Origin of the sequence: Pantoea sp. GbtcB22 (genome assembly GCF_019091025.1) — a bacterium.
Taxonomy (GTDB): Bacteria; Pseudomonadota; Gammaproteobacteria; order Enterobacterales; family Enterobacteriaceae; genus Pantoea; species Pantoea leporis.
Map to the genome: position 1 here is coordinate 54,433 of NZ_JAGXKB010000006.1, position 25,207 is coordinate 79,639.

Below are 25,207 nucleotides of genomic sequence, written 5' to 3' on the forward strand. Positions count from 1 at the left end.
GAGCTGAATCGCGCTAGCATTGATCAAAACCCTGACTCAATGAGGACGTTATGGCTATAAAACTGGTTGCAATCGATATGGACGGCACGCTGCTCAATCCGCAGCACGAGATCACGCCTGCCGTTAAATCGGCCATTGAACGCGCACATAAAAAAGGTGTGATGGTGGTGCTCACCACCGGCCGTCCGTTTGTCGGTATTCAGCGCTATCTGATGGAGCTGAATCTGGTTGATGAAGGCCAATATTGCATCAGCTATAACGGTGCGCTGGTGCATCGCGCTAATGATGGCGAGTGCGTCGCGGAAATCACCTTGGGTTTCGACGACTATCTGTATATCGAACAGCTGGCGCGCGATCTTGGCGTCCACTTCCAGGCCTTCGATAAATCTTTCCTTTATACGCCGAACAAAGACATCAGTGAGTTCACCATCCACGAAGCGAGCCTGACCGGCATTCCGGTGCGCTATCGTTCTGTGGAAGAGATGGATCGCGCCACGCGTTTCCCTAAGCTGATGATGATCGATAAGCCCGATCTGCTGGATTCTGCCATACAGCGCTTGCCGCAGCGGGCACGCGACAACTACACCATTCTCAAAAGCGCACCTTATTATCTCGAAATCCTCGATGCCCGCGTGAATAAAGGGCAAGGCGTGAAAATGCTGGCTGAGAAGCTCGGCCTGGCGCGTGAAGAGGTGATGGCGATTGGCGATCAGGAAAACGATCTGGCGATGATTGAGTATGCAGGAACCGGCGTAGCAATGGGCAATGCGATTGATTCCGTGAAGAAAATCGCGCAGTTCATTACCAAAACCAACATGGAACACGGCGTAGCGCACGCCATTGAAGAGCTGGTGCTGTAAACCCTCGTTATTCCTCGTCACGCTGTTTTTAGGTCGCCATACATGGCGACACTTCAAATCTCACCAAGCCTTCATAAGGTCGCCATTTATGGCGACCTTATCGCGTTATGACACATGACTTGTCTATTTTGTGATCCACATTGTAGTACAACTTGGATTAATGGTACTACAATCGACAACGCAGGTCAGGGCGGCCGTTAGGCTTCGCCAGGCGAAAGCAGTAATCTGATGCGTACCTGCCTTTCACTGAATGGAACATCATGACGCAAGAACAACTAAGCAAAACAGAGCGCATCATCCTGACGCTGGGTGAAGAGATTGTGGCCGGCAAGTTTGTGCCGGGCGCGGCGTTACCCGCGGAAGCTGAGCTGTGTGAACGCTTCGGCACCTCGCGCAATATCATCCGCGAAGTGTTTCGCTCGCTGATGGCGAAACGCTTGATGGAGATGAAACGCTATCGTGGCGCGTTCGTCACGCCGCGCAATCACTGGAACTATCTGGATAGCGACGTATTGCAGTGGGCGCTGGCGCACGATCAGGACCCGCGTCTGATTGCCGCCATGAACGAAGTGCGTGTGCTGGTCGAGCCGCAGATTGCACGCTGGTCTGCCGAGCGCGCCACCTCAAGCGATCTGGCTGCGATTGAACTGGCGTACAACGACATGGTGGCCAACCATCTCAATCGTGATGCCTTTAATGAAGCGGATATCCGCTATCACGAAGCGGTGCTGAATTCGGTACACAATCCGGTGCTGCAGCAGCTCAACGTGGCGATCAGCCAGCTGCAAAAAGCGGTGTTCGCGCAAACTTACATGGCGGACGAAGGCAACATGCCGCGTACGCTTGCCGAACATAAAGCGCTGTTTGATGCCATTCGTCATCAGGATGGCGATGCTGCCGAGCAGGCGGCGAAAGCGATGATTGCCAGCTCAACGGCGCGACTCAAGGAGATTATGTGACCAGCTATATCGCGATTGATTGGGGCTCAACCAACCTGCGCGCCTGGCATTACCAAGCCGGCGTTTGCATCGATGAGCGTCGTTCGGAAGCCGGCGTCACGCGCCTGGGCGATCGCACACCAGCCGAGGTGTTTGCCAGCGTCACCGCAGGTTGGCCAGTCGATGACGTGCCGGTGGTGATGGCGGGCATGGTAGGCAGCAATGCCGGCTGGCTGTCGGTGCCCTATCTCTCCTGCCCGGTGGCGCTGTGCGACATCGCTAGCCGCCTGACGCGCGTCGAGGATAAAGCGTGGATCGTGCCGGGATTGAGCGTCGAACGTGCCGACAACTACAACGTGATGCGCGGTGAAGAGACGCAGCTGCTTGGCGCGCTGGAACTGCAGCCTGCGCCGCTCTATGTGATGCCAGGCACGCACGCCAAATGGGTGCAGATGGAACAGGATCGCGTGCTGGATTTCCGCACCGTGATGACCGGCGAACTGCATCATCTGCTGCTCAAACAGTCGCTGGTTGGCGCAGGTTTACCCGAACAGCAAGAGAACGCGGCGGCTTTCCGCGCAGGTGTGCAAGTCGGCAGCAACGATGCCTCGATTCTGTCGCGCCTGTTTGAAGTGCGTGCTTCACACGTACTCGGCGCGCGCGATCGCCGCCATATCAGCGACTTTCTTTCAGGCTTGCTGATTGGTCACGAAGTGGCGCTGATGACGCAACAGGCCGACGCCGCAAGCCAACCGATCACCATTATTGCCGGTAGCGCGCTGGCGCAACGTTATCAGCAGGCGCTGCAGTTTATCGGCATGGATTCAGTCACGCTGGAAGGCGATCGTGCTTTCCAGCACGGAATAAGGAGTATTGCGAATGTCCTGGCAAACTAAAGTCCCGCTGATCGCCATTCTGCGCGGCATCACGCCGGATGAAGCCGAAGCGCACGTTGGCGCGCTGATTGAAGCGGGTTTCGATGCGATTGAAATCCCGCTCAACTCGCCGGAGTGGGCGAAAAGCATCGGCGCGATGGTGAAAACCTTCGGCGATAAAGCGCTGATTGGCGCCGGTACGGTGCTGAATCCGGCGCAGGTCGATGAGTTGGCGACGCTGAACAGCAAATTGGTTGTCACACCGAACACCGATGCTGCGGTGATCCGCCAGGCGGTCGCCAAAGGGATGATCGTTGCCGCCGGTTGCGCTACCGCGACAGAAGCGTTCACCGCCTTACAGGCCGGTGCGCAGGCGCTGAAAATTTTCCCATCGTCAGCCTTTGGTCCGGGCTACATCAAAGCGCTGAAAGCGGTGCTGCCGCCAGAGGTGCCGGTGTTTGCCGTGGGCGGCGTGACGCCGGAAAACCTGCATGAATTTATGGCCGCAGGCTGCATTGGCGCGGGCTTAGGCAGCGATCTCTATCGCGCCGGTCAACCGCTGTCACGCACTGTGGAACAAGCTCGCGCATTTATTGCTGCATATAAGGACGCTGTACGATGAAAATTACCAAACTGACCACTTATCGCCTGCCGCCGCGCTGGATGTTCCTGAAAATCGAAACTGACGAAGGCATCGTTGGCTGGGGCGAACCGGTGATTGAAGGCCGCGCGCGCAGCGTGGAAGCGGCGGTGCATGAGCTGTCGGAATACCTGATTGGTCAGGATCCAGCGCGCATCAACGACTTATGGCAGGTGATGTATCGCGGCGGCTTCTATCGCGGCGGCCCGATCCTGATGAGCGCCATCGCCGGTATCGATCAGGCGTTGTGGGATATCAAAGGCAAAGCGCTCGGCGTGCCGGTTTATCAACTGCTTGGCGGATTAGTGCGTGACAGCATCAAAGCCTACAGCTGGGTGGGCGGCGATCGTCCGGCCGATGTGATTGATGGCATCAAGAAACTGCGCACCATCGGTTTTGATACCTTCAAACTCAACGGCTGCGAAGAGATGGGCATTATCGATAACGCGCGCAAAGTCGATGACGCGGTGAATACCGTGGCGCAAATTCGTGAAGCCTTCGGTAAAGAGATTGAATTTGGCCTCGATTTCCACGGCCGCGTCAGCGCGCCAATGGCAAAAGTGCTGATCAAAGAGCTGGAGCCGTATCGCCCGCTGTTTATCGAAGAGCCGGTGCTGGCGGAGCAGGCGGAATATTATCCGCGTCTGGCGGCGCAGACTCATATTCCGATCGCCGCTGGCGAACGCATGTTCTCGCGCTTCGAGTTCAAACGCGTGCTGGAAGCGGGTGGACTGGCGATTCTGCAACCGGATCTGTCACACGCGGGCGGTATCACCGAGTGCTACAAAATTGCCGCGATGGCCGAATCTTACGATGTGGCGCTGGCGCCTCACTGTCCGCTCGGCCCAATTGCGCTGGCTGCGTGCCTGCACGTTGACTTCGTGTCACGCAATGCGGTGTTCCAGGAGCAAAGCATGGGGATTCACTATAATCAGGGCGCTGAACTGCTCGATTACGTGATCAATAAAGACGATTTTAAAATGGATGATGGTCATTTCTATCCGTTAAATAAACCGGGCCTCGGCGTGGAAATTAACGAAGAGCTGGTGATTGAACGCAGTAAAAATGCCCCCGACTGGCGTAATCCACTATGGCGATTCCCGGACGGTTCAGTCGCTGAATGGTAAATACCCGTCATAATTCAAGCTGCAGATGCGTTGGCTGCGCTCATTCACCCCAGTCACTTACTAGTGTGAGCTCCGGGGGATTCATTCGTTTGCCGCCTTTCTGCAACTCGAATTCTTTAGGGTATTAAATTTTATTAAATCTCGATAATTATATGCCGGTGAAATAAGGCATTGGGCTGCGTTCAGCCTGTTTCCCGGCACAGCTTATTTACCGCTGACGCGGTTTTACCTTTGATATCGCTACCCTACATTTGCCGGGGCGTGCTCTGTCGTGCCCAAACGGCAAAACCGATTACGGAGAAACACCATGGATCTCTCTGCTGTTCACGCCAAACCGACGCGCCGTCGTTATATCACGCTGCTGATGATATTTATTACGGTGGTCATTTGTTATGTCGATCGCGCTAATTTAGCCGTCGCTTCCGCGCATATTCAGGAAGAGTTCGGTATTACTAAAGCGCAAATGGGTTATGTATTTTCGGCCTTTGCCTGGTTATATACGTTATGCCAGATTCCCGGCGGCTGGTTCCTTGATCGCGTGGGTTCACGCTTAACCTATTTTATTGCCATCTTTGGCTGGTCGGTTGCGACGTTATTGCAGGGTTTTGCCACCGGCTTATTATCATTAATTGGTCTGCGTGCGATTACCGGCATATTTGAAGCGCCGGCTTTCCCGACCAATAACCGGCTGGTGACCAGCTGGTTCCCGGAGCAAGAGCGCGCTTCCGCCGTCGGCTTCTACACGTCCGGTCAGTTTGTTGGTCTGGCGTTCCTCACGCCCTTGCTGATCTGGATTCAGGAACTGCTGAGCTGGCATTGGGTCTTCATTATTACCGGCGGCATCGGCATCATCTGGTCGTTCATCTGGATTAAGTTCTATCAGGCACCCAGCCAAAGCAAAGGCATCAATAAAGCCGAGCTGGATTACATCCGTGAAGGTGGCGCGATGGTGGATGGTGATGCGCCGAGCGAAAAGAAAGCCCGCACCAAACTTACCGCCGCCGACTGGAAACTGGTGTTCCACCGCAAGCTGTGCGGCGTCTATCTTGGCCAGTTCGCCGTCACATCCACGCTGTGGTTCTTCCTGACCTGGTTCCCGAACTATCTGACACAGGAAAAACACATCGCGGCGCTCACCGCGGGCTTCATGACCACCGTGCCCTTCCTCGCGGCATTCGTTGGCGTGATTCTCTCGGGTATCGTCGCCGATCGTCTGGTGCGCAGTGGCCGTTCGCTGGGCTTTGCGCGCAAAACGCCGATCATCTGCGGTCTGCTGATCTCCACCTGCATCATGGGCGCGAACTACACCAACGATCCAATATGGATTATGACGCTGATGGCGATCGCCTTCTTCGGCAACGGCTTCGCCTCAATTACCTGGTCGCTGGTCTCCTCGCTGGCACCGGTGCGCCTGATTGGTTTGACCGGCGGCATGTTCAACTTTGTTGGCGGCTTGGGTGGCATCACCGTGCCGCTGGTGGTGGGTTATCTGGCGCAGGACTACGGCTTTGCACCGGCGCTGGTGTATATCTCGGCGGTGGCGCTGATTGGCGCGCTCTCCTACATCCTGCTGGTCGGTGATGTAAAACGCGTAGGTGAATAAATTCGCGCGATGAATCGCGCCGCTACAAATACGGGCACAATCCGTAGCGGCGCCGTTCATTGCGCAATCAACCGCGGCGAAATTGCTGCTTCTCACTGCAGAATCACGTAATTTATCCGGCAACTGTTAGATGGAAGGTTGCCTCATGTCAGAAAAACAAATCACCTTTGCCGCGCGTCATCATCAACTTACCAACATCAACGTCTGGACCGGCGACAGCCAGTGGCTGGTATTTGATGTGCGACCTTCCGGCGCCTCTTTTACCAGCCTGACTATCGAGCGCGTCAACGTGGCGAGCGGTGCCGTTGAAGTGTTGTATCAGGCTCGCGATGGTGCGCACGTTGGCGTGGTCACCGTCAGTCCGGATCTGCCGCCGCGTTACGTTTGCATTCATGGTCCGGAATATCCGGATGCGCACTGGCGCTACGATTTTCATCACCGACGCGGCGTGATCGTGCAGCAAGGCATCGCCGAGAACCTCGATGCCTGTGACATCACCGCGCCCTACACGCCCGGCGCGCTGCGCGGTGGCTCGCATGTCCATGTTTTCAGCCCGGATGGTTCGCGCCTGAGCTTTACCTACAACGATCATGTGATGCATGAAAAGGAGGCTGGCGACGACCTGCGTAACGTCGGCATAGCCGTGCCGCTGCATCCGGTGTGTCCGCCTAAACAGCATCCGCGTGAATATGAGGGCAGCCATTATTGCGTGCTGGTCAGCCAGACGCAGCGCGATCCTCAGCCGGGCAGCGACCAGATTGACCGCGCCTATGAAGAGTGCTGGATCGGGAATCAAGGCTATCAGAAAGCGGATGGCAGCTGGCAGCGCTGGGCTATCGCCTTTATCGGCGATACGCGCGCCGCCAACGGCGACAAAGTGCCGGAAGTGTTTGTGGTGGATCTGCCCGCCGCGTTAGCCGATTACGCCAAAGCGGGCGCTTCGCCCTTACAGGGCACGGCGGATAAATTGCCTGCGCCGCCAGCTGGCGTGCAGCAGCGACGCATCACGCACACCCATGGCCTGGCGCTGCAACCGCGCCACTGGCTGCGCGCCTCCGCGGATGGCAGCGCCATCGCCTTTTTGCTGGCGGACGAACAGGGCGTGATTCAGCTGTGGACGGTTTCACCGAATGGCGGCCAGCCACGCCAGGTGACGCAGCTGGCGAGCAGCATTCAGTCGGCCTTTAGCTGGCATCCACAAGGCGGCGCGATATGCTTTATCTGTGATAACAGTGTGATGCGCTGTGAAATGGCGACGGGAGCCTGTACGCGCTTAACGCCACGTAGCGATCATGCGCCATCCGGTGATGCAGTGGTCTGGTCGCCGGATGGCGAAAAGATCGCTTATATGCGGGAAGTGGACGGCTGGCGGCAGCTGTTTTGCGTCAGTGCGGCTGCGCGGGCATAGACGCGGCGGTCGCCAGGCTGGCTTGCGTGCCGGCCATTTTTTCGCTCTGCATCACGCGCTCGTGAATCGAATCCTTACTTTTATCGTCGTCAGAACGGAAGTAATCCCACGGCAGCAGCACGGTGTCCATCACCGCTGAGAACGGGAGATCGATCAGCGCCAGCGGCTTGATCGCCCAGCTGGTGTTGTCGTCAGTGATCATCTCTGCGCTGGCGCGCGTGCCGGGATAGTAGCCCTGACTGGCGCCAGTGTGAGACATAACGCTGGAGCAACCTGAAGTAACAAAGGTACTGCAAACCAGCACAGCTGTGAGTGGAAAGCGTTTCATCATATTCATCATCATCATCCCTTCAGTCATGGCATGGCCCTGGCTGGAGTGTGTCACCTGACGTTAAGCAAAGCTCTGTGGCTGCGTCTTGGATCTCAGGCGATTGGTCCCCTGAGTGTATGTCATATCGTCAGATTTGCTGTAAAAAAATACGCATCAGCCCTTGAAAGCGACCAGGCTGCACCCACTTTTAAGGAACGGTCTTGTTGCTGTTGCCGGAAGGGACAGCAACGGACTGCACAACCTGTCCATGGTGGAAGGTTGCCTAAACTTGCTGAATATCAGGAGTCTTATTATGCGTAACTTTGATCTCACCCCACTTTATCGTTCTGCCATTGGTTTCGATCGCCTATTTAACCTGCTTGAGTCCAACCAAAACCAGGCCAATGGTGGCTACCCTCCGTATAACGTTGAGCTGGTGGATGAGAATTTCTACCGTATCACCATTGCCGTGGCGGGCTTTGCCCAGAGCGAGTTAGATATCACCTCGCATGACAACGTGCTGGTGGTGCGCGGCGCACATCCTGAAGAGCAGCCGGAGCGTAAATACCTGTATCAGGGGATCGCCGAGCGCAACTTCGAGCGCAAATTCCAGCTGGCCGATCACATCACGGTGCGCGATGCGCGTCTGGAAAATGGTCTGCTGAGCATCGATCTGATTCGCATTGTCCCGGAAGAGGCGAAACCGCGTCGTATCGAAATTCTGTAATCAGGATGTGAGTTAAAAAAACGCCGCTGAAAAGCGGCGTTTTTGTTTAGGTGCGCACCAATAATCGCCGACTCACCATGCCGCCAAACACATTCACCAGCAGGCCGAGGATGATCACTGAAACGCCGATCATCTGCTGAATCGACAAGGTTTCACCGAGGATCAGCGCCGCACTGAGAATCCCTACCACTGGCACCAGCAGCGACAGCGGTGCCACGCGCCAGGTTTCATAGCGGCTCAGCAAATTACCCCATATCGCGTAGCCGACAATGGTGGCGATAAAGGCGAGATAGATCAGCGCCAACACCGTTTGCAGTGAAATGTGCAGCAGGCTGGTGATAATCGCCGCTTCGCCATCGAACAGCCATGAGCAGGCAAAGAACGGCACGATCGGTACCAGCGCACTCCACACCACCAGCGACATCACCGGCACTTTGCGGTTACGCAAAATGATTTTGTTGGTGATATTGCCGAGGCCCCACGACAGCGCCGCAGCCAGCGTCAGCATCATGGTAGTGAGCGTAATGCCCGCTGTGGTTTGGCCTGCCATGCCTGCGGTTGCCAGCATAAACATGCCGAGCGTCGCCACCAAAATACCGACGATATGATTCCAGCGTAACTTCTCCGCCAGGAACAGCGCCCCCAACAGTAGCGTGAAAAAGGCCTGCGCCTGTAACACCAGCGACGCCAATCCTGCCGGCATGCCCAGCTTGATGGCGAGGAACAGAAAGGCGAACTGGCCAAAGCTGATGGTCATGCCGTAGACGATCAGCCAGCGCAGCGGAATCGCCGGACGCTTCACAAACAAGATCGCCGGAAACGCCACCAGGCTAAACCGCAATCCCGCCAGTAAAAAAGGCGGCATATCCTGCAGGCCCAGCTTAATCACCACAAAATTCACGCCCCACGCCACCACAACCAGCAGGGCTAACAACATATCTTTCACTGACATACACAGTCCTTACTGCCGCGATCAGGCGGTTGCCGTCACCGGTGTTGCGATCTCGGCACAACATTCATCACCGACAACCTTAAAGAAATCATCCACCTGTAAAGCCACGGAGCGATCCAGTGCCCCGGCGTTAAACCACAGCGTGCCAACGTCGCGCAGGCGCACATCGACGCGCAGCGCCAGCCGATCATCAAAACTAAACGGCGGCACCGCGCCCATCACGCACTGGGTTAACTCCTGCGCTTTCTCTGGCGCCGCAAAGCTCGACTTCTTGCCGCCAATGGCACGCGCGGCGCTCTTGAAGTTGATCTTGCAGTCGCCTGGCACAATCGCCAGCAGATAGCGCGCATCCGCGCCATCCGGCATCGTCACCTCCAGCACCATCGCTTTGGCCGCCTGATTGAGATCGTTACCGCGAATCTCGCTAATCAGGTCGGTCTGGCCGATGGCTTCATGCTCCACCACGCGATAACGCGCCTGATGGTGATCCAGCAGGGCCGCTACTTTTTCAAAGGTATTCATGTTCGTCTCCTCGTCGAAAACCTGGCGTTAACTCCAGGCGATGGCGTGTTTCATTTTTTTGTCGGTCAGGCCAAAGAAGAAGCCCATGGTGATGCGCGTGTCGCCTTCCACGCGATCAATTTCGTGATAAAACGCCGGATTAAACAGATAGATATCGCCACTGCGCGGTGAGAACTCGCACACCTCGCTGTGCTCGATGACGCCGGTTTGATAACCCAGTTCGCCCGGCGTTTTGTACCATTCATCTACCGGCTGCCACTTCTTATTGAAGATGCGCAGCGCGCCGCCGGCGTTGCACTCCTGCAAACAAACCACGCAACTCAGCTGGTGCAAGATGCGGGTCACCGCCAATCCGCTGCCGGCGGCATCGCGCACGATGTTGTCGTTATGCAGGGGATTGGCGACGCCGTCAGCGTGGAAGCGCACAATCGAACCGGCGTAATCGCCCAGCTCGGGCTCATTAGCGGTTTGCAGGCTTTCCAGGCGCAGCGCGTGCTGCACCCAGTTGTAGATCTGATCGCGCAGGCAGTGCAGCGACGACGGCAGCGCGTGCTGAATATCGCGCAGCTCGGTGAAGTAGTTTTCCGGCGCGGCGGTGTGCTTCGCCAGATAAGGGCCGAGCGTGGTCAGCGCGCCGTTTGGATAGTGCGATACCCGCACCTGTTCGCGGCACTGCTGCAAATCCTCCACCACCGCTGCGCGCACGTCCGGCTTGAGGAAGTTACGTAACACCAGCAGCGGCACGCGCGCCGTCACGATGTCATCCAGCCAGGTGCTCTCCACAAACATGTTTGGATGAATAACGCGGATCTGATTGAATATCGCCATGTTGATCACTCCCCAATTGGAAATTCATGAAGTTCATGGTTGTTCATACGACGCCATTCAGACGCCGTGCCCAGTGCTGAAATAGGTTCAGAAGAGATGAAAGTGGTGTCGTTTTTCTGTAAGCGGTGCAGCGTGAAATAGTTGGGATAGGGCGTGTCGTCGGGATGCCATTGCCACGCCCAGGCTTTATCGCGGGTGACAAAAATGGCGTTGGCCGAACTGCCGCCCGGCGCGACCTGCGCCATCTTGTCGCGCAGATAATCGCGGGTGAAATCGGCGGGCGTGGCGCGATCCACCATATATTCGAGATACTCCGCGGAATCGAAACGCGACTCCGCCATGCCCAATTGCTGATAAACGGTGGGCAAAAAACCGTTATGCATCATGTACCACTGCGTGTCGCCGCTGGTGCGCCACAGCGGATGGGAAAATTCGATACCGTGATTTTTGCTCAGCGTGGCGTGGCGCACATGTACCGCCAGAAAGCGGCCGCGCAGGCGATCAACATCAATGGTCGGCAGCGCATCGGCGAACGTGCCGGTGCCGTGCAGCGTGCGAATGTGCCCTTGCTCCAGCCATAAACAGCCCCAACCGTTAGGATGCTGTTTAATCGGACCTTCGTGCGTGGCGGTTTCGCCGCAGCTCATGGCACGCGCGGCGTCCAGCACTGCGGCGGCATCGAATTGGCCGTGCGCCACAATCATTCTGCACATAGTAAATCTCTCCGAGTGGTGAGCGATGAGGCCTCAAGGATCTGATGGAACACCGCCAGAATGTCGTCGCGGCTGGTCGCTGCGAGACGCAAGGTGGCGAGAATGCCGGCGTGGCGGGTTAAATCGGCATACAGCGAAGAGCGTGGCGAAACTGCCAGCGCGGGCAGATTGAGCGGCGGCAACAGCTGACCGCGCTGATGCTGTGCGATCCAGCGCTCAGCCGCGTCATACTGCAGGCGCTGACGCAAACGCACGCGGCCCACCGCCTGCGTTTGCGCCGGAAAATGCAGCGGCGGCATGCCGTGACCGGCTTCGATGTGAAACGCCACTTCCGCCCAGTTGATGCCGGTGACTTCCTGCACCAGATTCACCACGCCCATGCCGGAAAGGCGGAAGCCCATTTCAAGGAAATGCGGTTCGCCGTTGACCAAAATGAAGTCGATGTGAAATGCGCCCTGACGATAGCCGAAGGTTTCGCAGCAGAAGCTCATCAGGCTGCTAAAGCTGGCGGGCAGCTGCTGCGCGGCGACCGCCACATGGCCGGATTCGTAAAAACTGACGCAGCCGTCTGCATCGCTATGGTGTTCGATCACCTTTTGGCAGCAGGTCAGCGCCACCGCATGGCCGTCCGCCACCACGCCTTGCAGCGAATACTCATCGCCCGCCAGCCAGCTCTCCACGATAAAACCGCTGAAGCCGCGCCCGCCGTAATTCATGGTGTCGACCAGCTTGCCGATCACCGCATCAAGCTGGCTGGCCTGTTTCACCAGCCAGACGCCAAGACCGCCGCCGCCGTCAACCGGCTTGATCACGCAGGGATAGAGCAACGCGTCTCGCGCATCCCGAATGCTGAGCGGCGAGGCAAAAAAGCGAAACTCCGGCTGCGGAAAGCGCTGCCAGGCTTTGCGCAACGCCATACGCTGCGCGTACTTATCCGGCGGAATAAAGCTGGCACCGGCGTCGGGCCCCGCCAGCAGTTCGCGTACGCGACCGGCGCTGGCGTTGTAAGCTTCAAAGCCCGCCAGCACCACGTGAGGATGCTCCATCAACCCGGCATGCAAACAGGCTTGCAGTACATCCCACGGATTTTCCGGGCGATCGAGCCGCACAATCAGATCGAACGGCAACGGGATGCTCAGCGATTGGTAATCGACGAAATCGCCCATCTCCGCCAGCACGGTAAAGTAGCCCTCGCGTTTGGCCACCGCGCAGTAAGGATTTTGTCCGTCGCGGGTGGCACCAATCTGCAGGAAAATCTTTCTCATCGCGTTGCCTTACCGGGTTAACGCCCGGAGATCACTTCAGTGACGACGTCGTGCATGACCCCGTTATTCACCTGAATCACTGCTTTGTGCGGGTCAAAACGCAGCACGCGCGAAAGCGCATCGCCGCGCTGATCGTCCAGCAGTGAACTCACCTGCTTGCTACGCCAGCAGTGACGCATCTGCGCCACGGTCAAACCAGAGCGTTGTTCCAGCTGCTGCGCCAGCCCCAGGTCGTCGCTTTCGCCGCGCAGCAAGGCGCGCACCGCCGCTTCGTCCGGCGCATCGACTAGCTGCTGCAGCCAGCTTTTCAGCTGATTGCCTTCGGCGATAAACGGCGAATAGATCATGCAAACCAGTTGGGTTTCATTGAGGCCAAATGCCTGTTCGGCGAACTGCGCGGCACGCTGGCGGGCGCGCTTAATCGCTTCATCGTCCTGATAACGTGCCGCCATCTCATCAATCAGCTGCGGCGGGAAATCTTTTTTCACCATCAGCCCGAGCGCAAAGCGCACATATTCGCGAATGCCTTCGGCGTAGCTGCGCTGCAACAGCGTCTCCGCACGCAGACCGCGAATATGTGCCATTAATGTCGGGTTCCCGCAGTCCGATTCGGAGAAGCTGAACATCAGTTCATCAAAGCGGAAATGCATAAATTCAGTCAGCAGCGCCCAGTGCGCGCCCGCTTCATAGGCGGTGTCCTGATAGATATTGAAGAACAGCGGATCGCGTTCCAGCTGCCAGGTAATGCGGTGCGCGGGCGTCACCTGATCGGCACCGTAGATATCGGCGAAATAGCGCTCGGCCACGCCATCCAGCGTCTGCAGGAAGCCGCTAAAGCCGCGCGATTTATCCGCCACCGGAGCCGCAAACAGCCGTGAAAGGTGGCGCGCCCACGCCAGATAAGCGGTTTGTTCCTGCGGCGAATCGCCGGTGATGATCACATCAACGCCGCCGTCGTAATGCGCCGCCAGGCCAAACGAGTTCACCATGCTGAGATTACAGGCGTTACAAAACGTCGAGCGCGCATCGGCGCGGAAGCGATGGCCATTCATCAGCACATCGTTGCGATTCTGCTGGCGCACGCTGTCTGGCATCGGTAAATGGCGATCGAAGTGGCGGATTTGCAGGCCGTCAGTCACCAGACATTCGGTAAAGTCATCATCGTGGATGTGCAACGCGCGATACACGCGATCGATATTCTCCATTACGCTGTCGTTCATTGCTGCATGGCGATTGGTGCTGATGCGCAGCTGAAAGGTGCTGCCATGTTGCAGCCAGATCAGCCCCTGAATGTAGCGCACGTACGCCACCATATAGCTGCTGTCTTTGCCGCCGCCGTAGGCCAGCAGCACGCGGTTATTCTCCGGGTGAGTGGCATCCGGGAGCGCGGCAAGTAAACGGCGTGAACAGTGTTGCGCGGAATCGATAATCGTGGGGGTGAGATATCCACTAATCTCTCGCATCAGGGTGGACAGATTATTCATTTTTCACTTCATCCTTTGGCTAAAAAGTCGCTGCTGCCGTGCTGGCGGCATCAGACGGGAAATGGGCCACGAAGGTGCTACGGAATGAATGCCTTAAAGACGATTGCGCGGGTTATCAATTAACTAATGCAGCCTAAAGTACTTTGAATGTAATCTGGTGAAAACGCACAGATCCGGACGAAATAGGGTGGAACAGATGGCGGGTGAAACGGAACAGGGCAGTCGTTACCGTCAAATCGCAGAGCAGATAAAACAAGCCATTCACAGCGGCTCGCTGCCGCCCGACAGCCGTTTACCGTCGGTGCGCATGCTGGCGACGCAGTACAGCGTCAGCATGACCACCGCGCTGAAAACATTACGCACGCTTGAGGATGAGCACTACGCGGTGGCGCGTCCCAAGTCCGGTTTTTTTGTCGCCCCGCGGCCTGTTAATAAAACCTTTCCCACGGTCATCAACGAGCAAGCGCGCGAAGTGGCGCCGCTCGATGAGCAGACCGAGCTGCATCTGGCGATGCTCGGTTCAGACTGCCGCGTGCGGCTGGATCTGGCCAACGGCGACCTCTCACTCTATCCGGTGAAGAAGATTGGTTTGCTGATGCGCCAGATGGGTTACAGCAAACCGGCGCTGCTGGGGAATACCGTAAAAGGCACCGGTTATGCGCCGCTGAAAAATGAAATTGCACGCCGCGCGGTGGATTATGGCTGCAATATCAATGCGGATGACATCCTGATCACCAACGGCTGCATCGAAGCGATTTCGCTGGCGCTACGCGCCACCACGCGGCCCGGCGATATCGTCGCGGTGGAATCGCCGTGCTATTTCGTGTTGCTGCAGATGCTGCATAACCTCAATCTGCGGGTGATTGAGGTGGAAGCCGGGCCGGAAGGTTACGTTAATGTGGAAAAACTCACTTCACTGTTCCAGCGCAAAGCGGTGCAGGCGTATCTCACCATCAACAACATCAATAATCCGCTCGGCAAAAGCATTCCCAACGAGCAGAAAGCCTATATCGCGCGTCAGGCCGACGAGAACGATGTGGTGATCATTGAGGATGATATCTTCGGTGATACCGCGTTTAGCGAACGCCGTCCGTTCCCGATGCGCGCCTTCAGCCCGAACGCTATTCTGTGCAGCGGCTTCTCGAAAACGGTTGCGCCGGGCATTCGCATTGGCTGGGTGCACAGCAGCAACTACATGCGCAAAATCGCCTCGCTGAAATACACCACCAGCATGGGCACGTCGGTGTTGTCTCAAGCAGCGATTGCCGAACTGCTGCGCAGCGGCGGCTATGATGCGCATCTGCGTAAGCTACGGCGCGAGTTGAAGAATCAAATCCAGCATATGCGTCAGGCGGTGCTGCGCTACTTCCCGCCGGGCACGCGGGTGTCTGATCCTGAAGGCGGCTATGTGTTATGGGTGGAAATGCCGATCGGTGCGCTGAATGTGCGCGCGCTGTTTCTCAAGGCGCGCAACGCGGGTATCGGTATCGCGCCGGGCCACATTTTCGCTACCGATCACCGCTACGATCACTGTTTTCGACTCAATGCCGGTTTTGGCTGGAATGCCGAAGTGGAGCAGGCGATTCAGCAGCTGGCGCAGTGGTGCCAGCTATCTATAACGCAGGGATAGCGCAATAGATTGCGCCGCTACGGAATGTGCACACAATCGTAGCGGCGCGATTCATCGCGCGATTTTGAAGCTTTAATTCTTAAACGCGGCTTCCAGCTCTTCCGCCAATATCTGCACCGCGCGCTCAATCTTCTCTGCATCCGGCACATAGTTCATGCGCATGCATTGATGGGTGTGTGGCCATTCATGTTCCAGCCCGGGGAAGAAGAAGTGGCCGGGCACCATCAGCACGCCGCGCGCTTTCAGGCGCTGATACAGCGTTTCGGTGCTGATCGGCAGATCGCGGAACCACAGCCAGAGGAAAATCGCGCCTTCGGGTTTATGAATCAGGCAGCGATCTTCCGGCAAATAGCGGCGCAGAATCGCAATCGTCTCGCTGACTTTGGCCTGATAGAACGGCTTAATCACCTCTTGCGACAGCCGCAGCAAATCCCCGCGTACGATCATCTCATTAGCAATCGCTGGGCCGATGCTGCCCGGCGCCAGGCTAATAATGCCGTTCATGTTGCCAATGGCGGTGATAGTGCTCTCATCGGCGACGATAATGCCGCAACGTGCGCCGGGCAGGCCAAGTTTCGACAGGCTCATGCACAGAATGGTATTGGGATTCCACAGCGGACGCGCTTCGCTAAAGATGATGCCGGGGAACGGCACGCCGTACGCGTTATCAATCAGCAGCGGTACGCCGTGCTGCTGCGCCAGCGCATCCAGCTGCAGCAGTTCATCATCGGTGATCACGTTGCCGGTTGGGTTGGTCGGGCGCGAAACGCAGATCAGGCCGACATCGTCATTCAGCGGCAAATGGTCGAAATCAACGTGATATTTGAACTGGCCTTCCGGCAGCAGCTCAATGTTTGGCTTGGCGGAGACAAACAGATCCTCTTCCAGACCGGCATCGGCGTAGCCGAGATATTCCGGTGCCAGCGGGAACAGCACGCGCTTTTTGCTGCCGTCGGCGCGACGTCCGGCGAACAAGTTGAAGAGATAGAAAAACGCACTCTGGCTGCCGTTGGTCAGCGCGATGTTTTGCGCGGTTAATGGCCAGCCAAGTTCCTCACGCAGCATCTTCGCCAGCGCATCCAGCAGCAGCGCTTTGCCGCGCGGACCATCGTAGTTGCACAGCGCTTCGCTCAGCTGGCCGTCCTGATGCATCTGCATCAGCAACTGGTTGAAATAGTCGTTAATCGCCGGGATCTGCGCCGGATTACCGCCGCCAAGCATGATGGTGCCGGGCGTGCGCAGGCCTTCACCCATGTCTTCCATCAGACGTGAGATGCCGGAGTGTTGAGTAAATTTGTCGCCGAACTGAGAAAAGGACATAGGAAGTTAAAACGTTGTGAAATCGAATGGGGAACCACCATAGCGCCCGCCGCTGGCAGGCGCAATGGATAAAGCAGCAAGCTTAGCCTTGGATCTGCGGGTTAACGCAGTTTTTCTCGACTTTACCGCTCAGGGCGGCGATCAGGTTATCTACCGCGTCGCGCGCCATGCCGTAACGGGTTTCATGGGTGGCGGAACCGATGTGCGGCAGCGCGACCACGTTCGGTAGCGTCAAAATCTCAGCATCGGCGGGCACCGGTTCAACTTCGAACACATCCAGACCGGCGGCGTGGATAGTGCCGTCTTTCAGCGCCGCCGTCAGCGCCTGCTCATCCACCACCGGACCGCGACCGGCGTTGATCAGAATTGCGCTTGGCTTCATCAACTTGAGCTGCGCCGCGCCAATCATATGGTGCGTCTGTTCGGTCAGCGGCAGGCTGATGCAGACAAAATCACTCTCTTTCAGCAAGGTTTCCAGTTCGCAGGCACGCGCACCAAAGCGGGTTTCCGCCTCTTCATGCTGACGACGCGCGTTGTAGAGAATGTTCATGCCGAAGCCAAAGTGCGCACGCTGCGCCAGCGCCAGGCCGATGCGGCCCATGCCGAGAATGCCGAGGGTTTTGTGGTGCACATCAATGCCGAAATGATCCGGTCCGATGCTCTTTTTCCACTCGCCGTTTTTGACCCACTTATCCAGCTCGGTCACGCGACGCGCGGTGCTCAGAACCAGCGCCATCATGGTATCGGCGACGGTTTCGGTCAGCACGGTTGGTGTGTGCATCAGCAGCACTTTGCGTTGATTCAGCGCATCAACGTTGAAGTTATCGTAACCCACCGACACAGTGGAGCAGGCGCGCAGCGCGGGCATTTTTGCCAGCAGCTCGCCATCCACTTTGCCGCCAGAGCCGAGCAAACCTTGCGCCTGTTCGAACTGTGCCGCGTGCTTTTCGATAGTTTCCGGGGAAATGTCATGCACTTCAGTGACGGTGAAATGGGCATCCAGTTTGGTGCGCAGGTCATCTGGCAGGCTCTTATAAAGAATCACAGCAGGTTTCATCTTTTGCTCCCTTTAAAATGTAGGGGAGGCTTTAAGGCCTCCCGAATCGATTACGCGTGCTTCGCCCCGTGAACGGGCGGCGGCGTTTTGTTCTGGGCGGGTTTGACGATCAACGTCAGCCAAACCGAAGCCAGCAGCGCAGCACCCATGAAAATGTAGGAGGCGGCAGGCGAACCGGTCGCGCCATTAAGATAGCCTACAATCCACGATCCGACGAAGGAACCCAGTGCGCCCATGCTGTTGATTAATGCCATCGCACCACCGGCGACGTTGCGCGGCAACATCTCCGGAATGATGGCGAAGAACGGACCGTAAGGCGCATACATCGCCCCACCGGCAATTACCAGCAGCGTATACGACAGCCAGAAGTTGCTGGAGCCCACCAGATACGAACCGAGGAACGCCAGCGCGCCAATCAGCAGCAGCGGCCAGACAAACAGTTTACGGTTCTGGGTTTTATCTGACGCCCACGACACCACGATCATCGCAATGGTCGCCACCAGATACGGCACCGCAGACAGCCAACCGGCTTCCACCATGCCCATCTGCGAACCGTTACGCAGAATGGACGGCAGCCACAGCACGAAACCGTACACGCCGATGCTCCAGGCAAAATATTGCAGGCACAGCAGGATCACGTTGCGATTACGGAACGCTTCACCGTAGTTACGTACCGCTTTAATCCCTTCCTGCTCTTTTTGCAGCTGCGCCTGCAGCGCGGCTTTCTCGCTTTCGCTCATCCATTTGGCCTGGGCAGGTTTGTCCTGCACCAGGAACCACCAGGCCACCGCCCAGATCACTGCCGGGATGCCTTCAATGATAAACATCTCGCGCCAGCCAAAGGACTCAATCAGATAGCCGGAAACCACCGACATCCACAGCACCGTCACCGGATTACCGAGGATCAGGAAGGTATTGGCGCGCGAACGTTCGGATTTGGTAAACCAGTTGCTGATATAGATCAGCATCGCCGGCATTACCGCCGCTTCCACCACGCCGAGCACAAAGCGGATCGCCGCCAGCATCGGAATGTTGCTGACCACACCGGTCAGCGAGGCGCAGCCGCCCCATAAAATCAGGCACCAGAAAATCAGCTTCTTCACGCTGCGACGTTCGGCGTACAGCGCGCCGGGGATCTGGAAGAAGAAGTAGCCGAGGAAGAACAGGGCGCCCAGCAGCGATGACATGCCTTTGGTGATGCCGAGATCGTCATTTATCCCTGCGGCAGAGGCGAAGCTGAAGTTCGCCCGGTCCAGATACGCCAGACTGTAGGTGATAAACACGATGGGCATGATAAACCACCAGCGTTTTGGCGCGATTGTCTGCGATTTCATGGGTGACTCCTCTGGTTGAGGTGGACGCATTCAGTGGATGCGTCTCGCGATATTGTTGTAGTGGGTACAGCTATTTGGTTTCGTACGGACCCGTAGCGGCGCAATTTATTGCGCTTCTGGCAGCGAAGCCGCTGCGAAAAGCGCGCGATGCATCGCGCCGCTACGGGATTGTACTGTTATCAGTAATCGCCCAATGCCGCGCGCGTCGGCAGGCCTTCACTGTCGCCAGCGACCTGAATCGCCAGCGAACCGATCTTATTACCGCGCAGAATCGCCTGCGGCAGGGATTTGCCCTCCAGCAAAGCGCTGATCAGCCCAACCGCAAAGCCGTCGCCGGCACCCACGGTATCGACCACATTCTCGACGCGAATCGGTGCGACCTGGCCTTGCTGGCCGTCGGCGGTTTTGTACCAGGCGCCGTCGCCACCGGTTTTGATCACCACCGCTTTCACCCCTTTATCGAGGTAGAAATCCGCGATGGCTTCCGGCTGGCGGTAGCCGGTGAGAATCAAACCCTCTTTCTCGCCCGGCAGCACCCAATCGGCGTATTCCGCCAGATGATTGAGTTGCTTGCGCATCTCCTCTTCGCTGCGCCATAACACCGGACGCAGATTGGGATCGAAGGAGATGGTTTTGCCCCGCGCGCGCATCTCTTTTGCCGCGTGTTGCGCCAGGGCAAGCGAGCTGTCAGAGATTGCCGCCGCCACGCCGCTTAAATGCAGATGGCGCGCGCTGCCAAAGTAGTCGTCGTTGAAATCGTCGGGCGACAGATGGCTGGCGGCGGAGCCTTTGCGGAAATATTCGACTTCCGGATCGGAGCCGTCATCGACGCGGGATTTGAGCTGGAAGCCGGTGCGATAGCGCGCGTCCGTGGTGACGCAGCGATGATCGACGCCCTCTTTTTCCAGCTGTTGCAGTGTGAAGCGACCAAAACTGTCGTCGCCGACGCGGCTCACCCAACCGACCTGCAAACCGAGGCGCGCCAGGCCAATCGCCACGTTGAGTTCGGCCCCAGCAATGCGTTTGACGAAGCCTTCTGCTGCGGCGAGATCGCCGGTTTGCTGGGCGATAAACATCGCCATCGCTTCACCAATCGTCACCACATCCAGCGTTTTTTGCGTCATCATCGGCTCCTTACGCTGCACGCAGCAGGTCAACGTAATGGCGCGTGACCGCCAGCAAATCCGCGCCTTCAAGCGGGAATTCGATGCCGCGCGGTGCGTCGGTTGGCAGCGCGTTCAGCAGCGTGCGCCAGCTATCGTCAGCCTGATCCAGCGCGATCGCGCGGAAAGTAGCGCCGTGTGGCACCGCTGCTTTAACGTGGATGTAGCTGACGTAGCGACTGAGTTGCGCGGCGGCCTGCAAACCGTCTTCGCCGGTCCACTGCCAGTTGCCCATATCGAAGGTCATATCCAGCGGCAATGCGGCATCGCAAGCCTGATGGAAGAAGCGCAGCATCGGCGCCAGTTTGCTGTCTGGCGTTTGATCGTTCTCAACCACCAGCGTCACCGTTGATGCTTTAAGTACATCGAGCAGCGCGCGCGCATCAAGTTCAACGAAATGGCCAAGCGCCACTTTCAGGCGCTGAGCGCCGATTTGTTCGGCTTCCTGCAGGAACTGCGCCAGACGCGGATTCAGCGCACCATCATCCAGCCACAACGCTTCCGGCACGGAATAGCTGGCGCTCAGCCGATGCTGGGAAATCGCATTGCCCAGCGCATGCAGCAGGCAGAGTTCATTTTCGTTGAACAGCTCGCGACGAATTTCGACGCCATCCGCGCCGGCCTGTTTGATCAGCGGCAACAGCGCGGCCTGGCCACCCAATTCCGCTACTTTCTGCGCGCCGTATGCGGCAGTTACAACAATAATTTCTGGTTTCATCACGTTTCTCCGGGCATGACCACATCCCATTCGTTATAAAAAACCTAAATGGAACCGGTTCCAAAGGAAAGGCGCAGACCGTGAAATTATGATCATGCTCACGAAGTGAGCCATAAAAGGCCGGCTTAGCGCAGCGGCTGGCTGGAGCCGCGTACGATCAGTTCGCCGGAGAAGAGCTGTTCGCTGACCGATTGCTCGCTGCCCTCAATGCGCGCGATAACCTGCTCCAGTGCGGCGTAACCAATCTGCCAGGTGGGCTGTTTCAAGGTGGTGATGCCGACGCCCGCCAGCGCCGCCCATTCCAGTTCGTCAAAGCCCAGCAGGCCAATCGCTTCGCCCCAGCGCAGCGCAAGGCGCTGCAGCGCGCGCGCCACTTGCAAGGTCAGCGCGCCGTTGGCGGCGATCACCGCACAGCGTTTGTCGGGATGGCGCTGGTGGAATTCCCGCAGCTGTTTTTCCAGCGCGTCGGGCTGATGCAGCGCTATCTCGGCATTCTCTGCCGCAATCTGAGGTACGTTTTTTACCGTATCGTAGAAGGCGCGCAGACGTTCACGGCGTGTATTAACGCTGCCGAGCGGCTCGCTAAGGAAGAGCAGGGCTTGATAGCCGTTATCCAGCAAATGTTGGGTCGCAACCGTGGAGGCTTCAACGTTGTTGAGCCCCACCATATCGCAGGCGAAATCGGGGATTTTCCGGTCAATCAATACCATCGGCAGCATCGACTGTTGCAGGCGATTGAGCACTTCTTCATGCATGCCCACGGCATTAACCACAATGCCTTCCACCTGATAGCTGCTGAGCAGTTGCAGGTAATGTTGTTCGAGATCGACTTCGTTGTTGGTGTTACACATCAGCAGGGTAAAGCCCTGCGCACGACACGCCGCTTCGATGCCGCTCAGCACGTCAACCGAGTATGGATTGGTGATGTCGGCAATGATCAGGCCAATCAAACGCGTGCGGCCGCGTTTCAGTCCGCGTGCCATCTGGCTGGGACGATAGTTGAGTTCGGCGATGGCCTGTTCGATACGGGCTTTGAGATCGGGCGAGAGCAGATTCACTTCGCCATTCAGATAGCGGGAAACGCTGGTTTTACCGGTTTTTGCCGTACGGGCAACGTCACTGATTGTGGCTCGTGGCGGCCTGGTTTTCATTGCTTACACCTGCTGAAAAGAAACAGGCGAAGACTAACACAGCTCGCGCCAGGCGCAATCATTGCGCGTCAGAAGTGAGTCGCAGCACCGGCTGCCAGAGCGTTTGCAGATCGCCAGGCGGCACATCATCGAGCAGTTGCAGCACCATTTCGGCGATGCGCTCGCCAATGTGCTGCTGCGATGATTGCAGAATGGTGTTCACCGGCTGATCGACAATCGAATCGGGCGGCAATCCATCATACACATACAGCGGAATCGCCTGCGCGCCCTTCAGGCGGGCCGCCTGCTGCAGCGCAATCGCGGCACCTTCACCCAGCGTGCTGCAATCGGTGATGATCGCCTGCGGCGCGTCGCCTTGCGCCAGCCAGGCATTGGTTTGCTGATAGCCGGAGCGGCGTGTGGCGGGTAGCGCGGCCATCAGGGATTGATCGACCGGCGCCTGATGCTGAATCAGCGCATCAATGAAACCCTGGCGGCGATCGAGGATGTAAGTCGCCGTTTCGTTACTGCCGAGATAGGCCAGACGTGGCCAACCTTGTTGCAGGCAGTGTTCTGCCGCCAGAAAGGTACCGGCGTGATTATCGTAATCAATCCATGCGTATGGCAGCGGCAGCTCGCTGCGGCCGAGCGTCAGGAAGCGGAAACCCTTCTGCTGCAAGCGTTGCAGTCGCGCATCCTGCGGCAGGGTGTGGGTTAAAATCAGCGCATCGATGGCGCCGCTGCGCAGCATGCGGATCAGCTTACGCTGTTGCCCTTGCGGTTTGTCAGGCAGCAACAACAAATCAATATCGTGCTGGGCGAGGCGTTGATCGAGCATCAGCAGCATTTGGCTGTAATAGCTGTCATTGAGCGAGGCGTGGCTGATGGGAAAGAGCAGACCGACCGCATTGGCGCGCCCGGTTTTCAGGCGGCGGGCAGCGTCGTTGGGGCGATAGCCGCGCGCATTCGCTTCGTCTTCAATGCGTTTACGCGTGACGGCCGCTACATCGTCATAGCCATTTAGCGCCCGGCTCACGGTAGTAACAGAGAGGCCAAGGGTAGCGGCGATGGCTTTGAGTGACATGATAGCGTCCCACTGATCAATTTTTGATCACGCTAGCATAAAGGAAAAGGCGGCTCTATCGGTTACGAATTTTTTAGCTTTTTCTAACAAAGATGGTGTCAAAAGAGGCGAAAAAATGTGACAAAAGCCGATCTGTTCGTGCAGATCGGCTCTTTACTTTTAGCCCAGCGGGCTGAGGGTGATCTCAACGCGACGGTTCTGCGCTTTGCCGTCTTCGGTGCTATTGCTGGCAACCGGATTATCCGGGCCTAAACCCTGGGTGCGCAGACGGTTTTGCGCCACGCCTTGCAGAATCAGACCGCTGGCCACGCTGTCGGCGCGCTGCTGTGACAGGCGCATATTCAGCGCGCGCGTGCCGGTGCTGTCGGTGTAGCCCACCACATTCACGGCGGTTTTTGGATACTCTTTCAGCACCATCGCCACGCCGGTCAGGGTGTTGGCGCCCGCCGGTTTCAGGTTGCTGCTGTTGGAATCAAAGGTGACATTATTTGGCATGTTGAGCACGATGTTGTCGCCCTGACGCGTCACGCTGACGCCGGTGCCGCGCATTTTGTCGCGCAGTTTCGCTTCCTGCACATCCATATAATAGCCCGCGCCGCCGCCCAGTGCAGCACCGGACGCCGCGCCAATCAACGCACCTTTACCGCGATCTTTCTTCGACGACGACAGCACGCCCACGCCCGCACCCAGCACCGCGCCCAAACCGGCACCGATACCCGATTTGCCCGCCTGCGATTCGCCGGTATAGGGATTGGTGGTACAACCCGACAGCGCGAGGCTGCCGCTCAGTAACAAGGTCAGCGCCAAAATACGCTTATTCATGAAAAATCCCTCACAGATTTAAACGGGGAAAAGCCCCAAAACGGCACTATTATGCCGTTCAATTATGGGGAAATGCGTGAGGGTCAGTCTTAATTTGTAAACTTTTGCTTTAAAGATTATCAGGATGGCAAAAACAGCTGGTTTGATGATCGTTAATTAAGCCGCAGGCCTGTAGAAATGAGTGGCAGGTTGTGGGGCCGACGAATTTAAAACCACGCTTCTTAAGTGCTTTCGACAGCGCAATCGCGGGCTCGGAGGTCGTTGGCGCGTCTTTGTAATTCGCGTAACGGTGCAAAATCGGCGTATGGTCGACAAAAGACCAGATAAAGCGTGAAAACTCCTCTCCGGTGGCTTCCAGCGCCAGCAAGGCACGCGCATTGTTGATGATCGCTTCCAGCTTGCCGCGATGGCGAATCAGTCCCGCATTTTGCATCAACCGTGCTATGTCGCTTTCATCCATCAACGCCACGGCTGCGGGATCAAATTCATGGAACGCGCGGCGGTAGTTTTCGCGTTTTTTCAGTACCGTAATCCATGAAAGTCCGGCCTGTTGGCCTTCAAGACAGACCATTTCAAATAAGACTCGCTTATCGGTTTGCGGCACGCCCCACTCTTTATCGTGGTACGCCAGATACAGTGGATCCTCAGTTACCCAGCCACAACGTTGCATTGCATCACTCCCTTAGCCTATGAAATA

At 57.3% G+C, this 25,207-nt stretch carries 25 protein-coding genes; 9 read left to right on the plus strand and 16 right to left on the minus strand.

What is annotated here, in order from left to right:
* The first annotated feature begins 50 nt into the window (after positions 1-50).
* From yidA to KVT28_RS17990, 7 genes are all read left to right on the plus strand, one after another.
* The gene (yidA, locus tag KVT28_RS17960; protein ID WP_101763894.1) at positions 51-860 is read left to right on the plus strand and encodes a sugar-phosphatase; all 810 of its coding nucleotides are present in this window, start codon (positions 51-53) and stop codon (positions 858-860) included.
* A gap of 260 nt (positions 861-1,120) precedes the next feature.
* Complete coding sequence (locus KVT28_RS17965; RefSeq protein WP_101763893.1) at positions 1,121-1,819, plus strand: FadR/GntR family transcriptional regulator; 699 nt, start codon at positions 1,121-1,123, stop codon at positions 1,817-1,819.
* Entirely contained in the window at positions 1,816-2,694 is an 879-nt protein-coding gene (locus tag KVT28_RS17970; protein ID WP_101763892.1) for a 2-dehydro-3-deoxygalactonokinase, read from the plus strand. The genes KVT28_RS17965 and KVT28_RS17970 overlap by 4 nt, the downstream gene beginning before the upstream one ends.
* Positions 2,678-3,295 carry a 2-dehydro-3-deoxy-6-phosphogalactonate aldolase gene (locus KVT28_RS17975; protein WP_061719996.1) on the plus strand — a complete coding sequence of 206 codons (618 nt, stop codon included), beginning with the start codon at positions 2,678-2,680 and terminating at the stop codon, positions 3,293-3,295. The genes KVT28_RS17970 and KVT28_RS17975 overlap by 17 nt, the downstream gene beginning before the upstream one ends.
* Complete coding sequence (gene dgoD / locus KVT28_RS17980) at positions 3,292-4,440, plus strand: galactonate dehydratase (protein ID WP_007893527.1); 1,149 nt, start codon at positions 3,292-3,294, stop codon at positions 4,438-4,440. The genes KVT28_RS17975 and dgoD overlap by 4 nt, the downstream gene beginning before the upstream one ends.
* A 307-nt stretch (positions 4,441-4,747) precedes the next feature.
* Entirely contained in the window at positions 4,748-6,043 is a 1,296-nt protein-coding gene (locus KVT28_RS17985) for an MFS transporter (protein WP_101763891.1), read from the plus strand.
* 145 nt (positions 6,044-6,188) lie between these two features.
* On the plus strand, positions 6,189-7,451 hold the full coding sequence (locus KVT28_RS17990; RefSeq protein ID WP_217549517.1) for a DUF3748 domain-containing protein: 1,263 nt from the start codon (positions 6,189-6,191) through the stop codon (positions 7,449-7,451).
* On the opposite strand, the gene KVT28_RS17995 is transcribed toward KVT28_RS17990, so the two are convergent.
* The gene (locus tag KVT28_RS17995; RefSeq protein ID WP_304622225.1) at positions 7,429-7,788 is read right to left on the minus strand and encodes a YceK/YidQ family lipoprotein; all 360 of its coding nucleotides are present in this window, start codon (positions 7,786-7,788) and stop codon (positions 7,429-7,431) included. The two genes, KVT28_RS17990 and KVT28_RS17995, sit on opposite strands and share 23 nt — an antisense overlap.
* 286 nt (positions 7,789-8,074) lie before the next feature.
* Between KVT28_RS17995 and ibpA the strand changes: the two genes are divergently transcribed.
* Positions 8,075-8,488 (plus strand): small heat shock chaperone IbpA, encoded by a 414-nt coding sequence (gene ibpA / locus KVT28_RS18000; protein ID WP_101763888.1) that lies wholly within the window; start codon positions 8,075-8,077, stop codon positions 8,486-8,488.
* Positions 8,489-8,534: 46 nt separating this feature from the next.
* On the opposite strand, the gene KVT28_RS18005 is transcribed toward ibpA, so the two are convergent.
* The 6 genes from KVT28_RS18005 to KVT28_RS18030 are packed head-to-tail and all read right to left on the minus strand — an operon-like array spanning position 8,535 to position 14,252.
* The gene (locus tag KVT28_RS18005) at positions 8,535-9,440 is read right to left on the minus strand and encodes an EamA family transporter (protein WP_217549519.1); all 906 of its coding nucleotides are present in this window, start codon (positions 9,438-9,440) and stop codon (positions 8,535-8,537) included.
* 21 nt (positions 9,441-9,461) lie between these two features.
* On the minus strand, positions 9,462-9,962 hold the full coding sequence (locus KVT28_RS18010; protein WP_217549521.1) for a YbaK/EbsC family protein: 501 nt from the start codon (positions 9,960-9,962) through the stop codon (positions 9,462-9,464).
* A gap of 27 nt (positions 9,963-9,989) precedes the next feature.
* Positions 9,990-10,790 carry a hypothetical protein gene (locus KVT28_RS18015; RefSeq protein ID WP_192236807.1) on the minus strand — a complete coding sequence of 267 codons (801 nt, stop codon included), beginning with the start codon at positions 10,788-10,790 and terminating at the stop codon, positions 9,990-9,992.
* Positions 10,791-10,795: 5 nt separating this feature from the next.
* Entirely contained in the window at positions 10,796-11,503 is a 708-nt protein-coding gene (locus KVT28_RS18020; RefSeq protein WP_110868247.1) for a class II glutamine amidotransferase, read from the minus strand.
* A complete protein-coding gene (locus KVT28_RS18025) occupies positions 11,491-12,768 on the minus strand; it encodes an acetyl-CoA carboxylase biotin carboxylase subunit family protein (protein ID WP_217549523.1) in 1,278 nt (425 codons plus the stop codon). Before KVT28_RS18025 ends, KVT28_RS18020 begins: the two co-directional genes overlap by 13 nt.
* A 17-nt stretch (positions 12,769-12,785) precedes the next feature.
* Positions 12,786-14,252, minus strand: a complete 1,467-nt coding sequence (locus KVT28_RS18030; RefSeq protein ID WP_217549525.1) for a hypothetical protein — start codon at positions 14,250-14,252, stop codon at positions 12,786-12,788.
* Positions 14,253-14,448: 196 nt separating this feature from the next.
* Here KVT28_RS18030 and KVT28_RS18035 point away from each other — a divergent pair, with 196 nt between their 5' ends.
* On the plus strand, positions 14,449-15,882 hold the full coding sequence (locus tag KVT28_RS18035; RefSeq protein ID WP_217549527.1) for a PLP-dependent aminotransferase family protein: 1,434 nt from the start codon (positions 14,449-14,451) through the stop codon (positions 15,880-15,882).
* A 72-nt stretch (positions 15,883-15,954) separates the two neighbouring features.
* Here KVT28_RS18035 and KVT28_RS18040 read toward each other — a convergent pair whose 3' ends face one another.
* The 9 genes from KVT28_RS18040 to KVT28_RS18080 form a co-directional block, all read right to left on the minus strand.
* A complete protein-coding gene (locus KVT28_RS18040) occupies positions 15,955-17,202 on the minus strand; it encodes a valine--pyruvate transaminase (RefSeq protein ID WP_217549530.1) in 1,248 nt (415 codons plus the stop codon).
* Between the two features lie 82 nt (positions 17,203-17,284).
* Positions 17,285-18,259 carry a glyoxylate/hydroxypyruvate reductase GhrB gene (ghrB, locus tag KVT28_RS18045; protein ID WP_217549532.1) on the minus strand — a complete coding sequence of 325 codons (975 nt, stop codon included), beginning with the start codon at positions 18,257-18,259 and terminating at the stop codon, positions 17,285-17,287.
* A gap of 50 nt (positions 18,260-18,309) precedes the next feature.
* Positions 18,310-19,593 carry an MFS transporter gene (locus KVT28_RS18050; protein ID WP_101763879.1) on the minus strand — a complete coding sequence of 428 codons (1,284 nt, stop codon included), beginning with the start codon at positions 19,591-19,593 and terminating at the stop codon, positions 18,310-18,312.
* A gap of 179 nt (positions 19,594-19,772) precedes the next feature.
* Complete coding sequence (locus KVT28_RS18055; RefSeq protein ID WP_008105274.1) at positions 19,773-20,717, minus strand: sugar kinase; 945 nt, start codon at positions 20,715-20,717, stop codon at positions 19,773-19,775.
* Positions 20,718-20,727: 10 nt separating this feature from the next.
* Positions 20,728-21,474 (minus strand): sugar phosphate isomerase/epimerase, encoded by a 747-nt coding sequence (locus KVT28_RS18060; RefSeq protein ID WP_217549534.1) that lies wholly within the window; start codon positions 21,472-21,474, stop codon positions 20,728-20,730.
* A gap of 125 nt (positions 21,475-21,599) precedes the next feature.
* Positions 21,600-22,625: a LacI family DNA-binding transcriptional regulator gene (locus KVT28_RS18065; RefSeq protein WP_217549536.1), complete on the minus strand. Its 1,026-nt coding sequence runs from the start codon at positions 22,623-22,625 to the stop codon at positions 21,600-21,602.
* Positions 22,626-22,683: 58 nt separating this feature from the next.
* Entirely contained in the window at positions 22,684-23,688 is a 1,005-nt protein-coding gene (locus tag KVT28_RS18070) for a LacI family DNA-binding transcriptional regulator (protein ID WP_137384838.1), read from the minus strand.
* Positions 23,689-23,847: 159 nt separating this feature from the next.
* On the minus strand, positions 23,848-24,510 hold the full coding sequence (locus KVT28_RS18075; RefSeq protein ID WP_101763875.1) for an OmpA family lipoprotein: 663 nt from the start codon (positions 24,508-24,510) through the stop codon (positions 23,848-23,850).
* Positions 24,511-24,619: 109 nt separating this feature from the next.
* Positions 24,620-25,180, minus strand: coding sequence for a DNA-3-methyladenine glycosylase I (locus KVT28_RS18080; protein WP_217549538.1), 561 nt, complete (start codon positions 25,178-25,180; stop codon positions 24,620-24,622).
* Positions 25,181-25,207 lie beyond the last annotated feature (27 nt).

What these genes read in the sequence shown, in the direction of transcription:
- yidA (WP_101763894.1), top strand. Translation starts at nt 51, where the DNA reads ATGGCTATAAAACTGGTTGCAATCGATATGGACGGCACGCTGCTCAAT.
- KVT28_RS17965 (WP_101763893.1), top strand. Translation starts at nt 1,121, where the DNA reads ATGACGCAAGAACAACTAAGCAAAACAGAGCGCATCATCCTGACGCTG.
- KVT28_RS17975 (WP_061719996.1), top strand. Translation starts at nt 2,678, where the DNA reads ATGTCCTGGCAAACTAAAGTCCCGCTGATCGCCATTCTGCGCGGCATC.
- dgoD (WP_007893527.1), top strand. Translation starts at nt 3,292, where the DNA reads ATGAAAATTACCAAACTGACCACTTATCGCCTGCCGCCGCGCTGGATG.
- KVT28_RS17985 (WP_101763891.1), top strand. Translation starts at nt 4,748, where the DNA reads ATGGATCTCTCTGCTGTTCACGCCAAACCGACGCGCCGTCGTTATATC.
- KVT28_RS17990 (WP_217549517.1), top strand. Translation starts at nt 6,189, where the DNA reads ATGTCAGAAAAACAAATCACCTTTGCCGCGCGTCATCATCAACTTACC.
- KVT28_RS17995 (WP_304622225.1), bottom strand. Translation starts at nt 7,788, where the DNA reads ATGAATATGATGAAACGCTTTCCACTCACAGCTGTGCTGGTTTGCAGT.
- ibpA (WP_101763888.1), top strand. Translation starts at nt 8,075, where the DNA reads ATGCGTAACTTTGATCTCACCCCACTTTATCGTTCTGCCATTGGTTTC.
- KVT28_RS18005 (WP_217549519.1), bottom strand. Translation starts at nt 9,440, where the DNA reads ATGTCAGTGAAAGATATGTTGTTAGCCCTGCTGGTTGTGGTGGCGTGG.
- KVT28_RS18010 (WP_217549521.1), bottom strand. Translation starts at nt 9,962, where the DNA reads ATGAATACCTTTGAAAAAGTAGCGGCCCTGCTGGATCACCATCAGGCG.
- KVT28_RS18015 (WP_192236807.1), bottom strand. Translation starts at nt 10,790, where the DNA reads ATGGCGATATTCAATCAGATCCGCGTTATTCATCCAAACATGTTTGTG.
- KVT28_RS18020 (WP_110868247.1), bottom strand. Translation starts at nt 11,503, where the DNA reads ATGTGCAGAATGATTGTGGCGCACGGCCAATTCGATGCCGCCGCAGTG.
- KVT28_RS18025 (WP_217549523.1), bottom strand. Translation starts at nt 12,768, where the DNA reads ATGAGAAAGATTTTCCTGCAGATTGGTGCCACCCGCGACGGACAAAAT.
- KVT28_RS18030 (WP_217549525.1), bottom strand. Translation starts at nt 14,252, where the DNA reads ATGAATAATCTGTCCACCCTGATGCGAGAGATTAGTGGATATCTCACC.
- KVT28_RS18035 (WP_217549527.1), top strand. Translation starts at nt 14,449, where the DNA reads ATGGCGGGTGAAACGGAACAGGGCAGTCGTTACCGTCAAATCGCAGAG.
- KVT28_RS18040 (WP_217549530.1), bottom strand. Translation starts at nt 17,202, where the DNA reads ATGTCCTTTTCTCAGTTCGGCGACAAATTTACTCAACACTCCGGCATC.
- ghrB (WP_217549532.1), bottom strand. Translation starts at nt 18,259, where the DNA reads ATGAAACCTGCTGTGATTCTTTATAAGAGCCTGCCAGATGACCTGCGC.
- KVT28_RS18050 (WP_101763879.1), bottom strand. Translation starts at nt 19,593, where the DNA reads ATGAAATCGCAGACAATCGCGCCAAAACGCTGGTGGTTTATCATGCCC.
- KVT28_RS18055 (WP_008105274.1), bottom strand. Translation starts at nt 20,717, where the DNA reads ATGACGCAAAAAACGCTGGATGTGGTGACGATTGGTGAAGCGATGGCG.
- KVT28_RS18060 (WP_217549534.1), bottom strand. Translation starts at nt 21,474, where the DNA reads ATGAAACCAGAAATTATTGTTGTAACTGCCGCATACGGCGCGCAGAAA.
- KVT28_RS18065 (WP_217549536.1), bottom strand. Translation starts at nt 22,625, where the DNA reads ATGAAAACCAGGCCGCCACGAGCCACAATCAGTGACGTTGCCCGTACG.
- KVT28_RS18070 (WP_137384838.1), bottom strand. Translation starts at nt 23,688, where the DNA reads ATGTCACTCAAAGCCATCGCCGCTACCCTTGGCCTCTCTGTTACTACC.
- KVT28_RS18075 (WP_101763875.1), bottom strand. Translation starts at nt 24,510, where the DNA reads ATGAATAAGCGTATTTTGGCGCTGACCTTGTTACTGAGCGGCAGCCTC.
- KVT28_RS18080 (WP_217549538.1), bottom strand. Translation starts at nt 25,180, where the DNA reads ATGCAACGTTGTGGCTGGGTAACTGAGGATCCACTGTATCTGGCGTAC.